Here is a 14207-nt window from a genome sequence, read left to right on the forward strand (position 1 = left end):
TGCCTCGCTCGGTCTGCGTGGAAACCGGCACCAAAAACATCATCCGCGCAGCGGATACAAAACCCACACACCTAGCCACACCAACCACCCCACCTTGACCCCAAGCGCCCCCTCGGCAACAATCCCCCCGTTGCCGCCCACACGCGGCACACGGGATTGGCGTCTCGTTTCCGAAGTCGACAGGCCAACGCAGCGTGCTGCGTTGGCTGCTTTATCCATGGCAATGCCATTTTGGCAGGCGCATGGTGGGAGAGTGCTATGCACTCGCCGGCTAGACTTCGGACCGGTACGCCAATCCTGCCACGCGCCTGCCTAATACCTCAGCTTCCCCGGCAGGTGGTTTATCTTGTGTCACAGCAGGAGAAACACCATGCAACACTCTCAAAACTTTCCCCGTCGTCGTCGCTACAAACTGCACTCGCTGGAGCAACAGGAAGCCTTGCTTCCCTTTGTTCGCTTCTGCCCCGGCCGCACCTATCGGCATTACTGGCAAATGCCCACACCCAGCAAGGACTACCCCTCCAATGTCACCTACGGCCGCGAATGCGCGGCCCATTTGCTGCAATGGATGAAGGACAACCGCGAATACGTCGGCAAAGGCCTGCTCAGCCGCGTGGCGCGCGACATCGATTTTGACGACCGCGATGGTCGCGGTCAGTGGATGGGCTTCTTCAACTATCTGGAAATCATGATGCTGCTGGGCGCGGACCGGGTCCGGGTCTATCGCCATGTCGATAGCCAACATCAGATCTACCTGGCACTCGGACAGCGCTTCAGCCTGGAAGCGCGCTTCCGCCGCATCCGCCTGCGCAATCGCTGACCTAAGCGGGTGGGTGGCATAGAACGTGTTTACGCTCTCGCGAGCAAGAGCGAGACAAGGCGGAAACGACCGAAGAAGCGGAATGTACATACGGTACATGAGCATTCTGAGGTCTTTTCCAACGCCGTATCGCCGCAGCGCAGCAGATCGTAAACAGGTTCTTAGTTGGGTGGGTGGAGCCGTAGGCGATACCCACCAACCCCCACCGAAAACCAACGCTCAAGGCGCAGCCAGGTAATCCTCCAGGCAAGCCTGCAAATGCTCGCGCAGCGCCGCCACCGCCGGCGACAGCATCAGACGATGCGGGATCACCAGACACAGCGGCGCGGCTTCGGTCTGCCAGTCTTCCAGCAAAGGCAGCAAACGGCCGGCGCGCAAGTCGTCCAGCGCGTCCAGCCGCGATTTATAGGCGATGCCCAAACCCTCCAACGCCCAACGCCGCACCACTTCGCCGTCGTCGCTCTGGCGGCGGCCGTCCACCGTCACCTGCTCCCGCAGCGGGCCCTGGCTGAAACTCCAACGCTCGTGCAAGGCCGCGCCCAGCACCAGCCGCAGGCATTGATGGCGGCGTAGTTCCTGCGGCGACTGCGGCCCGCCGTGGCGCGCCAGATAGTCCGGCGATGCGCACAACACCCGGCGGTTGTCCGGCGCCAGCGGCAGGGCCACCAGGCTGGAGTCTTCCGGCACGCCGTAGCGCAGGGCCACGTCCACCGGTTGCCGATACAAATCCGCCACCCTGTCGCTGATCCGCAATTGCAGGCTCAGGCCGGCGTGCCGCTCCAGAAAGGCGTCCAGCCAGCCGCGCAGCCGGCTGCGCCCCAGGTCCGACGGCATGGACAGCGACAGCTCCCCGCTCAGCGCCTGCCGCTGCAAGGCCAACGCCTGGCCGCCGGCCTCCACCGCTTCCAGCGCGGCGCGCGCATGGGCCAGATAGCGCTCTCCGGCCAGGGTCAGCCGCAGGCTGCGGGTGGAACGCGCCAGCAATTGCGCGCCCACGGTTTTTTCCAGCCGCTTCAACGCCGCGCTGGCCACCGCCGGGCTCAGGTCCAGCTGGCGCGCGGCGGCGGACAGGCTGCCGTTGTCCGCGGCGCGGACGAATACCTGCAAATCTTCGAAACGGACCATGATTATCAAAATTTCTTTGAAACTGAATCGAATTTTAGCCGGTTTTTCACCCGGAAAAACAGGAATAACATCTGTCCATCAAGACCGGGCCCTATCGGCCCGCACACTATGGAGAACGCCAATATGAAAGCCGTCGCCTATTACCAGAACCTGCCGATCGAGCATCCGGAATCGCTACAGGACGTGCAATTGCCGGAACCCGTCATCGGCGAGCAGGATCTGCTGGTGGAGGTCAAAGCCGTCTCGGTCAATCCGGTGGACGCCAAGGTCCGCGCCGGCGCGGCGCCGGAGGCCGGCCAAGCCAAGGTGCTGGGCTGGGACGCCGCCGGCGTGGTGCGCGCGGTGGGTGGCAAGGTCAGCCTGTTTCAGCCCGGCGACAAGGTGTGGTACGCCGGCGCGCTGCACCGCCCCGGCGCCAATAGCGAGCGGCACGCGGTGGACGAGCGCATCGTCGGCCGCATGCCGCACAGCCTGGACTTCGAACAGGCCGCCGCCTTGCCGTTGACCGCCATCACCGCCTGGGAACTGTTGTTCGACCGGCTGCAAGTGCTGGACAACCGCGCGCCCAGCGGCCGGAGCTTGCTGGTGGTGGGCGCGGCCGGCGGCGTCGGCTCCATCCTGGTGCAGCTGGCGCGCCGGCTGACCGGGCTGACCGTGATCGGCACCGCCTCGCGGCCGGAAACCCAGGCCTGGGTCAAGGAGCTGGGCGCTCACCATGTGATCGACCACCGCCTCCCGCTGAGCGAGGAACTCAAGCGCATCGGTTACGCCAGCGTCGATTACGTGGCCAGCCTGAATCAGACCGACGCCCACTTCAAAGAGATCGCCGCCGCGATAGCGCCGCAGGGCAAGCTGGCGCTGATCGACGATCCGGCCTCCCTGGACGTGCGCGAACTCAAGCGCAAGAGCGTGTCGCTGCATTGGGAGTTCATGTACACCCGTTCGCTATTCGGCACCGACGACCAGATTCAACAACATCTGCTCTTGAACCGGCTGGCCGAGCTGGTGGACGCCGGCCTGATCCGCAGCACGGTGGCCGAACGCTTCGGCCGCATCGACGCCGCCAACCTGAAACGCGCCCACGCCTTGCTGGAGAGCAAGCGGGCCAAGGGCAAGATCGTGCTCTCGGGTTTCTAACAAGCTGTTCACAATCTGCTGTGCGTCGTGAGAACTCACACGGTGAGCGGCGCTTCGAAGCGCCGCTTCGAAATGCTCATATACCCTATGACCATTCCGCTTTTTCAGCCGTTTTCGCCTTGTCTCGCTCTTGCTCCCGAGACTTTGAACAGATTCTAAGAAAAAGCATACCTACCGCAACCAAAAGCAGATCTCAGCATCCTGAATTAACTCCAACCTAGCGTGCAATTGCAAATAGCATGATTTATTTTTGCAAGACGAAACACCCTATCACTGGCAACATGTCATAAGTCTTAACACTACTAACAAAACTCCTGACCCGGTGTTTCACCAACTTATCATACTACTTGTACCGTGTGCTTCGGCGCACCTTACCTCAAGTGTTTGGATAAGTTTTGTTAGCGGTTATTGTTGCAGCGCCACCGTCGATTTAAAGATTCCACCCGAATGAATCGGAGGCTGCCATTGCTAGAATCTTGCCGATTAACGGCCCCCACGACAAAGGAAACATATGATATCTCTATCTATCAACACCTCGGCATTGACTGGCCGCAGCCTCTCCAGCACAACAGAAACCCATACACCCTCTTTCAATCCTGAAAAATTGAATTCTGACCCTACCTTCAAAGAAGGTCTTATTCAAAAACTTTGCCAAGGCAATATCGCGGAGGGACACACTGAGTACGACTCCACCCTCGATGGCCATGAATTATACCAATACAAGGGCTTGGTTTACCGTAGTGAATTAAGTTTTCGACCGGAAATCTTAAGCAATGGATTTGAATCAAAAAATGACCTATCCAATCCACAACACTATCGGGAAAGCACGGGAATTGGCATTAATAATCCTCAAACAGGCCAAACCATGGGCGTAGGAGCTACGGGCCAAAGCGGAGTATCCACCGCCAAAGACTTTGACCACTGCAAAAACTATGGCAACATCCATTACGTCATCGACACCAAGCTCCTGCCAAGCCACCACAAAGCTTTTGACATGGAAAGCAATACTGTCAACAACCGATTGAATTACGATGGCTCTAACGAGGTAAACATCACCCATATTCCCAACTATGCAATCATTGGGGTATTTGGGGAGGAAAATCCGTCAAATATAAAGTCGCTACCGGCCTACTATGGTGAAATCATGATGGATGAAGAAGCGGCTGGAGAACTCAAGCAATCCATGATTGATAACTACCAGAAAGATCACCCTCAATCTAGCTCCAAGCCATTCAACGCTGAACTCATAGACGACTAAGCGATCAATATCTATTTACGATATGCCATGCTGACTCTCGCCATCCTTTTATCTGGCGTGATGGCAACAAGAACAATGAAATCACGGCGGCGCAGCAACTGATCAAAGATTTGGGGCTGCCCGGCCAGTTGTACACGCTGGATGCCTTATAGGCTGTTTACGATCTCGTGAGCAAGAGCGAGATGGTGAACCGGCTCTAAAACCTCCGTCCACCCTGCGCCGGGCGGCGTTGGCCTCGCGCCAGCGCCGCTCACTACGTTTTCGCCGCCGCAATGCCCGGCGAATAGGCTTGCGAAATCGCTTCACAAGGCGCAGCCGGCGCGGAATAATGGCCTGCTGGCCGTCTTTAACAATCCGGGGAACGAGATCACGAATGCGCACGCTTTCGCCTCCGGCCCCGCCGCAGGCAACGCCGGCCGCGCCGCAGCGCCTGGCCCGTCCCGCCATTCCACTCTCCGTTCCCTCAACCGGCCAGACCGGCGGCGCAAGCGTTCCCTGCCGCCAAACCTTTGCGTAATGGCCTATACCAAGCCTGATGCCGGAGCGAAACCGGAGCCGCCGCCCGCGCAACAGAGTACACAGGTTCAGAGACATAACCATGGCGCAAGGCGCAGCCGCGCCGCCATCTGTTGGGATACTCATATGCCTGATGCCAAATCATTGCGGAGCCAGCCGATACAGATCACCTTGCTGGATGATCACCTGATGGTGCTGAACAGCCTGGCCGGCCGCCTGGCCGATGAAACGGACCTGAACGTGGCCGGACAATTCACCAGCAGCGCGCCGCTGATCCAGCATCTGAAGCAGCACGACGGCGTCGACGTCGTGGTTACCGATTACGCGCTCAGCCCCGGCGACATCGACGGCTTCAGCCTGATCCGCGGACTGCGCCGGCGCTTCGCCCGAGTGCGCATCCTGGTGATGTCGGCCTATTACACCCCGGCCACGGTGGCGCTGGCGCTGCGCTGCGGCGCGCACGGTTTCATCGGCAAGGAACAAAGCCTGGACGAGCTAGTGGCGGCTATCCGCCTGCTGGCCGACGGCCACAACTATCTAAGCCCGGCCATGAGCGCCGCGCTGAATGAAAGCTGCGTCAACCTGCCGGCGCCGCAGAAAGCCATGCTGCGCAGCCTGCTGGATCACCCGGAGCTATCCCCCCGCGAACGCGAAGTGCTGCGCTGCTGTCTGGACGGCATGACGGTCAGCGACATCGCCGTCAAGTTCTCCCGCAGCATCAAAACCATCAGCAACCAGAAGCAATCGGCGCTGAAAAAGCTGGGCCTGCGCAGCGACAACGAGCTGTTCAAGCTGCAAAGCCGGCTGGCCAGCCACTAAAGCCATGCGCGCGCGCCTCTTGCTGTTCTCCTGTCTGCTGCTGGCGTTCTGCTTCCCGGCCAGCTTCAGCCGCGCCGGCCTCAATACGACGGAACGCGCCTGGCTGGCCAAGCACCCGGTGGTGCGTTACGCGATAGACCCTCACGGCTGGCCTATCGAATACATGGAGGACGGCGAGCACCGCGGCCTGACCCAGGCGTATCTGAGCCGCATTTCCGATATCAGCGGCCTGCACTTCGAGCTGGTGCCGGTGGCCAACCGCCAGCAAGCGGTGGACATGATGCTGAGCGGCCGCATCGACCTGCTCACCGCGCTATCCTCCGGCTTGATCCCGCCGGAAGCGGGACGGCGCATCCGCTTCAGCGATCCCTACTTTTCCGGCAGCACCGTGCTGGTCACCCAACCGGACAAGCCCATCGTATTCAGCACCTCCAAGCTGTCCAACAAGACCATCGCGGTGGAAAGCGGCGACCCTTACGAATACTTCCTGCGCGAGAATTTTCCCGCCGTGGACATTGTGGCCAAGCCCACGCCGCTGGCGGCGCTGGACGCGGTGGCGGACGGCAAGGCCTACGCCGCGGTGGGGCTGGACGCGGTGATGCAGTCCGTGATCCGCCGCCGCTATTACGGCTCGCTGCGCATTGCCGGCAGCGTCAGCGAAATGCCCAGACTGGTATCAATGGCGGTCAACAAGGACCAGCCGCAGTTGCTGTCCATCATCAATGATTCGCTGGCGCAGCTCACCGCGGACGATACCCAGCACATGCTGGAAGACTGGCTGCAAACCACCGATTACGGCGCGCCCTCCTGGCGCTCCATCGCCCGCTACTACGCGCTGGAGCTGACTGGCGTCGGCCTGGTCTTGCTCTTGCTGCTGGTGTTCGCTCAGCGCGCCCACACCGCGCGCCGCGCCGCCCAGCGCAGCGAGGCGGATAAATCCACCTTCCTGGCGGTGATGAGCCATGAAATCCGCACGCCGATGAACGCGGTGCTGGCCTCGGTGGAGCTGCTGCGCCAGGCCGAGCTGCCGCCGCGCGAACGCGAGCTGGCGGCGTTGGCCAACGCCTCGGCGGTGAATTTGCTGGAGCTGTTGGACAATGTGCTGGACGTGTCCAAGCTCAACGCCCAGCGGCTGCGCCTGGAGCCGCTGGCCACCGACGCGGCGGCGCTGGCCAGCGGCGTGGCGGCGATCTATCGCGCCTGCGCGGAAAAGAAAGGGCTGGAACTACAGCTGGAAATGTTGGGTTTGTGCAGCCGCCTGCTGGTGGTGGACCCGGTGCGCTTGCGCCAGATTCTGAGCAATCTGCTCAGCAACGCGGTCAAGTTCACACGTCAGGGCGAGGTGAGCCTGCGGCTGGAACTGCAGGAAATAGAAAAGGAACGGGCGCTGCTGTGCATCCAGGTCAGCGACACCGGCATCGGCATCGCGCCGGAACAACAAGCCCGCTTGTTTCAAGAGTACGCTCAGGCGGACCATACCCAGCAACGCTACGGAGGCACCGGGCTGGGCTTACTGATTTGCCGGCAACTGGTTGAGTTGATGTCCGGCCGCATCGCGCTGGACAGCCAGCCGGAGCGCGGCACCACGGTCACGCTGTGGCTGCCGGTGCGCCATTCGCCGGCCGAAGCCGCCGCGGACGCGGAACTGGACGCCGTCAGCGCGCCGGCGGCGCTCAAGGAAACCTGCGACCCCATCCTGGTGGTGGAGGACCAGCCGGCCAACCGCTTCATCATCGCCCAACAGTTGTTGCAACTGGGTTACCGCGCGGTGACGGCGGACAACGGCGCCGCCGCGCTGGCCTTGCTGGATCAGGGCCAGCGCTTTGCGATGGCGCTGCTGGACTGCAACCTGCCCGGCATCAGCGGCTATCAGCTGGCGCTGCGGCTGCGCCGCCACCCGGCGCTGCAGTGGCAGCCCTATCTGCCCATCATCGCCATCTCGGCCACTACCGGCATAGAACACCAGCAGCGCTGCCTGGACAGCGGCATAGACAGCTGCCTGACCAAGCCATTGAGGCTGGCCCAGCTGGAACAGATCATGACGCTGTGGCTGGACCACCGCCCCGGCCCGGCGCCCGCCGCGCCGGCCCCGTCCGACGGCGAGCTGACGCAGTTGCTAAGCCACAGCTGCGACGCCGACGCCGCCGCGCTGCGCCAGGCCTTGCAGGCGCGGGACTGGCCGCAGGCGGAACACTACGCGCACCGCCTGCACGGCGTGGCCCTCAGCGCCGGCCTGCCGCGCTTGCCGGCGCTGGCGGCGGAAATGCAAACCGCGCTGCGCCTGCCGCAGCCGGACGCCGCCCGGCTGCGGGATCTGCTTCAGGCGCTGGAGGCGGCGCTGCCGCAAGCGGAGCCGAGCGGCGACTGAGCGAGGCGCCCCGCCAGCTGCCGCTCCACCACCTGGCAGACATGGGCCACGGTCTTGATGTCGACGATGTCGTCGACGCCGATCTCGATGCCGAACTCGTCGTTCAGCAACAGCACCATGTCCAGCAGCTCCATCGAGTCCGCGTACAACTCGTCCACCAACCGCGCCTGCGGCAGCAGCTTGGACTCATCCACCGACAGGCAACAGGCCATTACCGCCACCACTTGCTGCTCAAGTTCGGAGCTCACTGCGCCGCTCCCTTCACACCGCTGGCATCAAAATACTTACCATCCACGGTAGTGATAACGCGGGACGGCGCTTTGGCACTAACGCCCAGCCCCTCCAACAAAGCCCCCACCAAGGGATAAGGCCCCCCAGAAACAGACGGACACAGATTCGTCTGGTCTCGTAACCTCTTGGCGAACTCAGCCAATACCAGGCGCTGCGGATGGGTATTCAGCACTTGGCGCAAGGTGTCAATCGGTTCCGGCAGGGACGCTTGCTTCAACACGGCCTGTTGAGCCAAGACGTCGTCCGGCAAAACGGTGTCGAGTATCGCTTCCCAATGCTCGCCCTGCGTGCTGTCCGCAGGCTGCAAGGCCGTGCGCAATCCCTCCATCAAGGCCTGGCTGGCGGACAGTTGACCCAAGGCCTTGTTCTGCTTCAGCTCGGCCACTTTGACGCCCAGTTTGCTCATGGTCACCGGCTGGAAACGCATTGAGGTCAACTCGGCCGGCACGCTATCCGCGGGCTTCGAGGCTGCGCGCAGTCCATCCATCAAGGATGGGTTGACGGACAATTGCGCCAAGGCCTCGTTCTGCCGCAGCTCGGCCTTTTTGACGGTCGGTTCGCTCATGTTCACCGGCTGAAAATACGCCGTGGTCGGCTCGGCAGCTTCCAGATCAGGCCTTGCGGACTGAAGCGACTCCACGTCTTGGGCCGCTGTCGCGGCGGTGGCGCCGTTCAGCATCCCTTGCAGGAACGCGCGGCGCCGCTGATCCGTCGTGTTGGGTTCGAAACGCGGCGACAACGCGGCCGGCCCCTCGCCGCCAACGGCCACCGCGGGCGGCATCTCAGCCTTCGCTCGCGCCGTCAGCGGCTGGATGATTTGTGGCATGGCCCCATTGCTCACCAGTTGGCTGGCCGCGCTCCGCACTGCGGCGACGTCAGTCACCTTCCGTCCCTCCACCCGCAGGCCGGCTGCAGAATTCAAGACCTTGGACAAACCATCTGCCACCTTGCGCTCGGCCTGATTCAGACGCAAGCCAGTATCTACCACAGTGGCATTGTGCGGCTGAAAGCCCTGCCTGGCATGCCCGGCTAACGCTGAGTTCACCAGGCCAGACAATTCCCTCGCAACCTGGCCCGCCGCGTCGTGCAAGGTCTGGCCGGCATCGGTCTGCGTGCCCTGCTCCACTCCGGACGGCACGCCGCCGAGGATCGCAGACTGCGGCGTGGCCGGCAGGTCGAGCCGCGCCTGCCGCGCCGTCGCTTCCAGCTTGCCCGCCTGCGCCACGCCGGGCGTGGGCACCGTCAGCGTCTCCTCGCCCAGCGCCGTGTTCATCAGTTCGGACAAAGCCCCGCTCACTTGGCGGGCCGCGTCGCGCAGCCTCGGGCCGGCATCGGTCTGCGCGCCTTGCGCCGTGTTCATCAACTCGGACAAAGCTCCCGTTACCTGGCTGGCCGCGTAGCGCAAGGCCTGGCCGGCATCGGTCTGCGTGCCCTGCGCCGTGTCCATCAACTCGGACAAGGCCCCCGTTACCTGGCTGGCCGCGTCGCGCAAGGCCTGGCCGGCATCGGTCTGCGTGCCCTGCACCGTGTTCATCAACTCGGACAAGGCTCCCGTCACCTGGCTGGCCGCGTCGCGCAAGGCCTGGCCGGCATCGGTCTGCGTGCCCTGCTCCACCCCGGACGACGCGCCGCCGAGGGTCGCCGATTGCGGCATGGCTGGCGGGCTGAGCCGAGCCTGCCGCACGGTCGCCTCCAACTTGCCGGCCTGCGCCGCGCCGGGCGTAGGCGCCGTCAGCATCTCCTCGCCCAGCGCCGTGTTCATCAGCTCGGACACGGTGGCCTGCTGCGGCTTGGGCAAATCCTGGCTGCGGGCGACTTGCGGCGCCGGCATGCGCAAGAATGTCACCAGCCGCGAGGGCGCTCCGCCGTGATGGCGGTTGCCCTTGTTCACATCGCCCAGATAGGTGTCGCCGCGCTTGTCCCAACGCCGGTTGTCCTGACGATTGTCCTGGCTGTTGTCGTTAAAGTTGAAGTGGTAATGCACTTCCTGCGGCCGCGGCGTTTCGCCCGGTCCCGCCGGACCGGGGTCCGGGTTCGGCTGAGAGCCCGGACCGGGATCGGGCTGATCGGCGCGGACCGGCTCCGGCTGTTCCGGGTCTTTCGAGCCCTGGCCCTGTCCCTCCAGCAGGCTGCGCAGCAGCTGCGGCAGGATGGCGACGGTGTCGAGGTCGCGCGCCAGCGTGCCCACGCTGACGCCGCGCTGCTCTATCAACTCCCCGCGCCGCAGCCGCAGTTCTTCAAAAGCCTTCATCGCCGCGCTGTCCACCAGTTCGGTTAGACGCTGACAGGTGTTCTCGTCCAGCTGACGCCCCAAGTGGGACTCGACGCGGGACAGGATGAAAGGCACCACCTCGCGACGCATGAAGTCATTGCCCAGCTGCAACACGCCGCCCGGACATTGCCGCTCCATCATAACGGCCAGCTTGTGCTCCAGCTTGCTGCGCTGCTGATAGTGCTTGTCGGTTCTCGGCGTCCACGGGCCAAAAACGGATTTTTCGCCCAGGCCGTCCTTCAAGATCTTCTCGGTGTACTGCTGCGCCAGCCCGTCCAGCGCCTGGCGCGCCTGTTCGTTCAGGCCCTCCTGCTGGCTCAACTGGCTATAAACCTTGGCGAATTCGGCGATTTCCAGCTTGGCGTAGCGGTTGGGCGACCCCTGATACAACTCGCCCAGACGCTGAGACTGCGACGAGGCGGCGAACAAGGCTCCCACGCTATCGCGGCTGTAGTCCGCCTTGTAGCTGGCCAGATCGGCCAGCGAGTGGCGGCGCGGCGGCGCGGCGTCGCTGCTGCGCGCCTCGCTCAGCTGCCGCACCAAGGCGCTGGCCGGCCGCGCCGGTCCATTCAACAGCGCGGACAGGTCCGGGCAGGAATGGGCGCGTGATAATCCGGAAAGTCCCGGCATGTTGCTCTCCTAAGAACCTGTTCACGATCTTGCGAGCAAGAGCGAGACAAGGCGAAAACGAGCGAAAAAGCGGAATGTACGAGGGGTACATGAGCATTTCGAGCTTGTTTTTAACGCCGTATCGCCGCAGCCCAGCAGTTCGTGAGCAGGTTCTAAAATGTTGATGACGGTTGACGAGAGCCTGAGGCCGGCGACGGTGCGCCCGGCCTCAGAGCCTGTTCAAAGTCTCGCGAGCAAGGGCGAGACAAGGCGAAAACGAGCGAAAAAGCGGAATGTACTCGTGGTACATAAGCATTTTGAGCTTGCACTCACCGTGCGACGTTTCACGAAGCGCAGCAGACATTGAACAGGTTCTCAGGCGTCAAACCGCCTGCTTAACCTTGCAGGAAGGACTTGGCGGTTTCCGTGCAGCTGCTGATGGTGCTGCTGAGCACCTTGACCAGGTTGTCGTACAGCGAGTTGGCGTTGCTGTATTTCTGGGTCAGCGTCTGCAGGGTGTTTTTCAGGTTTTCTTCCTGCGCCTTGAAACCGGACTGCCAGGACTGGAACTTGGCGTTGTCCATTTCCACCTTCTTGCCTTTCTCCGGCACGCCGCCCGCCAACCCTTCCAGCGCCGTCATCATTTTCTGCACCGGGCCGGTGTCGATAACGACCACGTACTTGCCCGAACCCGCCGGTTTTTCCTTCACACACTCCTTGGGCAAACCCAATTCCGCAGCCCATTTGTCCGCCTCGGCCTTGCTCGTGGTGCCGCTGGTGGGGAATAACACCGTGTTTTCGTATTTCGCCTTCAATTGCTTCAGCGCGTCATACAGCTCGCCCACACTCAGGGTGACTTTGTCGCCCTTGTCGTTGGATGAGATCCAACCGGCCATCTGGGACAGGATGTCGCTGAACTCTTGGTAGAACTCGATGTATTTGCCCACCACGTTCTCATACACGCCCAAGTAGCCGTCCTTGATATTGCCGATGGATTCGCTGATCAAGTCCCACAGTTCGCGGTCGGAGATCATGTCCTTGGCCGCGCCCGGCGCCGGGGCCGTGTACAACGTCGGCGCGGCAAATTCCCGCGCCATGGGCGGAGCGTCGGCGAACACGTCGGCGATATCCGCCTGCAGCTTCGACTGTTGCTCGGCGGACATCACGTAACCGCTTTGCGCCAAAGCGCCCAGACCGCTTTTGAGTTGCTGAGTATTCAGCGTCTGCATGTCTCGGGCCTGGTCCAGCGCCCGCGTCAGCGCGCCGCGCTGGAAATTAAGCCGCTCGGCCGCCGGCTGCTCGCCGCCGGCAATCGCCGCCTGCCAGCGCAGGTCCGCCAGCTTGCTTTCATAGGTGGTCTGCCCTTCGACGGTACGGCGGGCGGCCTCGTTGGCCTGGCGCAACGCGTCGGCCTTGTTCTGAGCGGTGTTGAGCGCGGACAGCTCCGGCCCTTGCGGCGCGGCGGCGCGGGTTTCAACGGCGACGCCGGCGACATCGGCTCGCGGCGCGGCCGCCGGGGTTTCCATCGTTTGCGGCCGCGTCAGCGGCAAGGAGGATGTGGTTTGAATGCCGTTCATGGGAATTCCCCTGCATGGCCAGCGCCGAGGCAGGCGCCCAGGCGCTGGCGGGATGAATGGTATGGAAGGCCGACCCGACCGGAGTAGCCGGGCCGGCGGACGGCGCCTGGGATGGTCCCGTCCGGTTCCAGGCTAGCGGATCAGGCGCGAATGTTGCCGGCCACCGCGCCCATGGCCGCGTTCTTGGATTGGCTGATGCTGTCCAAGGTGCGTAGCAGCTCCTGAATGAAGCTGTCGGATTTGCGGCTGCTCTCGCGGGTTTCCTCGGAGGCGGTATTGGCCACGCGGCTGGAAGCCTGACTGATCTGCTGCTCGGACTGCTCCAGCGTGGCGGCGTAGCGGCCGGAACCGCCGGCGATATTGCTGGCCGCGGACGAGCTGTCCATGATCGCCTTGCCGGTGGTTTGCTTGGCCTGAGCCTTGAGCTTGGTGTCGTCCATCGTTTGCTTCTCGATCTGGCTCTTCACCGACAAGTCCTCGCCGGCGCTGCCCAAGGCGGTTTCATGCGGCTTGCCCAGATTCTGGTTGCTGGACTTCAAACCGATCTTGTCGCCGGCCATGCCGTCCGCCACGCTGCCAGCGGCGTTGGACTGCGTGCCCGGCTCGCCCGCGCCCAGCTTGGCCGCGCCCGGCTGCTGCGGCTTCAAGCCCACCTGCTTCAGGCCGTCGGCGTCGGTGCCCAGCTTGACCGTATTCTGGCGACCCAGCGTGGACTGGATGTTGCGGCCCTCGTCGCCCAACTTGGCCAGCTTGGGCGCGTTGTTCTTCAATGCGCCGCGCTCGGCGTTGATGCCGTTCAGGCTCTTCTTGGCGCCAACGCCGGTAATGGCCATCTGACCGACGCTCTGGACAACACTGCTGGACAGATTGGCCACGCCTTCGCGCACCATGGAGGCGGCGGTGGCCTTGGTGGCGTCGAAGCCCACCAGCGACAGCTTGCTGCTCAGCGTGTTGTCGGCGGTGCGCAGCGCCGACATCAGCACAATGGCGGCCACCATCAAGGCCGCGCCGTTGGGCGCCATGCCGCTGATGTCGAAGGGCTTGCCCTGTTCGGCCTGCTCCTTGATCTTGTCGTCCACCAGCTTGCTGACGCCGGACTCAACCTTCTGATACACCGCGCTCAGGTCCTGAACAAAAGCCGGGTCCTGGGCTTTTTCGCTCAAATAGCTCTTCAGCGCGTCGGTCACTTGCTTGCTCACCTCGGCGGACGGCGGGCGCAGTTGCGGGCCGCTCATCACTTCGGCCAGCGCCTTGCCGTCGCGGCCGGCGCTGTTCAGGATGGGCAGGATGTCCTTGATGTCCACCAGGGACTTGGCGACAGGGGATTTTTCAGCGGCGCCGGACTCAAGCGCCGCGGGAAACGGATTGTGGGTGGAAACACTGCCGATAATAGTTGCCATAATATTCTCTCCTAA

The 14207-nt window shown here is 63.0% G+C and carries 10 protein-coding genes; 5 read left to right on the forward strand and 5 right to left on the reverse strand.

Going from position 1 to position 14207, the window contains the following annotated elements:
* Nucleotides 1-370: 370 nt before the first annotated feature.
* Nucleotides 371-820, forward strand: a complete 450-nt coding sequence (locus tag HA052_RS21155; RefSeq protein WP_166453461.1) for a hypothetical protein — start codon at nt 371-373, stop codon at nt 818-820.
* 219 nt (nt 821-1039) lie between these two features.
* Here the strand turns inward: HA052_RS21155 and HA052_RS21160 are convergent, their stop codons facing one another.
* On the reverse strand, nt 1040-1945 hold the full coding sequence (locus HA052_RS21160; protein ID WP_166453462.1) for a LysR family transcriptional regulator: 906 nt from the start codon (nt 1943-1945) through the stop codon (nt 1040-1042).
* 123 nt (nt 1946-2068) lie between these two features.
* Between HA052_RS21160 and HA052_RS21165 the strand changes: the two genes are divergently transcribed.
* The 4 genes from HA052_RS21165 to HA052_RS21180 all read left to right on the forward strand — a co-directional run bounded on the left by HA052_RS21165 (nt 2069) and on the right by HA052_RS21180 (nt 8043).
* Nucleotides 2069-3082, forward strand: a complete 1014-nt coding sequence (locus HA052_RS21165; protein WP_166453463.1) for a zinc-binding alcohol dehydrogenase family protein — start codon at nt 2069-2071, stop codon at nt 3080-3082.
* Between the two features lie 511 nt (nt 3083-3593).
* A complete protein-coding gene (locus HA052_RS21170; RefSeq protein WP_166453464.1) occupies nt 3594-4340 on the forward strand; it encodes a hypothetical protein in 747 nt (248 codons plus the stop codon).
* Nucleotides 4341-4982: 642 nt separating this feature from the next.
* The gene (locus HA052_RS21175) at nt 4983-5675 is read left to right on the forward strand and encodes a response regulator (protein WP_166453465.1); all 693 of its coding nucleotides are present in this window, start codon (nt 4983-4985) and stop codon (nt 5673-5675) included.
* A gap of 4 nt (nt 5676-5679) precedes the next feature.
* Nucleotides 5680-8043 carry an ATP-binding protein gene (locus tag HA052_RS21180; protein WP_166453466.1) on the forward strand — a complete coding sequence of 788 codons (2364 nt, stop codon included), beginning with the start codon at nt 5680-5682 and terminating at the stop codon, nt 8041-8043.
* Here the strand turns inward: HA052_RS21180 and HA052_RS21185 are convergent.
* From HA052_RS21185 to HA052_RS21200, 4 genes are all read right to left on the reverse strand, one after another.
* Complete coding sequence (locus HA052_RS21185; RefSeq protein WP_166453467.1) at nt 7995-8291, reverse strand: acyl carrier protein; 297 nt, start codon at nt 8289-8291, stop codon at nt 7995-7997. The genes HA052_RS21180 and HA052_RS21185 overlap by 49 nt on opposite strands.
* The gene (locus HA052_RS21190; RefSeq protein WP_166453468.1) at nt 8288-11236 is read right to left on the reverse strand and encodes a hypothetical protein; all 2949 of its coding nucleotides are present in this window, start codon (nt 11234-11236) and stop codon (nt 8288-8290) included. Before HA052_RS21190 ends, HA052_RS21185 begins: the two co-directional genes overlap by 4 nt.
* A gap of 374 nt (nt 11237-11610) precedes the next feature.
* Nucleotides 11611-12792: a type III secretion system needle tip protein SctA gene (gene sctA, locus HA052_RS21195; RefSeq protein ID WP_166453469.1), complete on the reverse strand. Its 1182-nt coding sequence runs from the start codon at nt 12790-12792 to the stop codon at nt 11611-11613.
* A 140-nt stretch (nt 12793-12932) separates the two neighbouring features.
* A complete protein-coding gene (locus HA052_RS21200; RefSeq protein WP_166453470.1) occupies nt 12933-14192 on the reverse strand; it encodes an IpaC/SipC family type III secretion system effector in 1260 nt (419 codons plus the stop codon).
* Between the last annotated feature and the right edge of the window lie 15 nt (nt 14193-14207).

It is taken from the genome of Chromobacterium fluminis, from assembly GCF_011602385.1.
GTDB lineage: Bacteria > Pseudomonadota > Gammaproteobacteria > Burkholderiales > Chromobacteriaceae > Chromobacterium > Chromobacterium fluminis.

Excerpts from the sequence above, each read along its gene's own strand:
- HA052_RS21190 (WP_166453468.1), bottom strand. The coding sequence starts at position 11,236 with ATGCCGGGACTTTCCGGATTATCACGCGCCCATTCCTGCCCGGACCTG.
- HA052_RS21160 (WP_166453462.1), bottom strand. The coding sequence starts at position 1,945 with ATGGTCCGTTTCGAAGATTTGCAGGTATTCGTCCGCGCCGCGGACAAC.
- HA052_RS21165 (WP_166453463.1), top strand. The coding sequence starts at position 2,069 with ATGAAAGCCGTCGCCTATTACCAGAACCTGCCGATCGAGCATCCGGAA.
- sctA (WP_166453469.1), bottom strand. The coding sequence starts at position 12,792 with ATGAACGGCATTCAAACCACATCCTCCTTGCCGCTGACGCGGCCGCAA.
- HA052_RS21200 (WP_166453470.1), bottom strand. The coding sequence starts at position 14,192 with ATGGCAACTATTATCGGCAGTGTTTCCACCCACAATCCGTTTCCCGCG.
- HA052_RS21180 (WP_166453466.1), top strand. The coding sequence starts at position 5,680 with ATGCGCGCGCGCCTCTTGCTGTTCTCCTGTCTGCTGCTGGCGTTCTGC.
- HA052_RS21155 (WP_166453461.1), top strand. The coding sequence starts at position 371 with ATGCAACACTCTCAAAACTTTCCCCGTCGTCGTCGCTACAAACTGCAC.
- HA052_RS21170 (WP_166453464.1), top strand. The coding sequence starts at position 3,594 with ATGATATCTCTATCTATCAACACCTCGGCATTGACTGGCCGCAGCCTC.
- HA052_RS21175 (WP_166453465.1), top strand. The coding sequence starts at position 4,983 with ATGCCTGATGCCAAATCATTGCGGAGCCAGCCGATACAGATCACCTTG.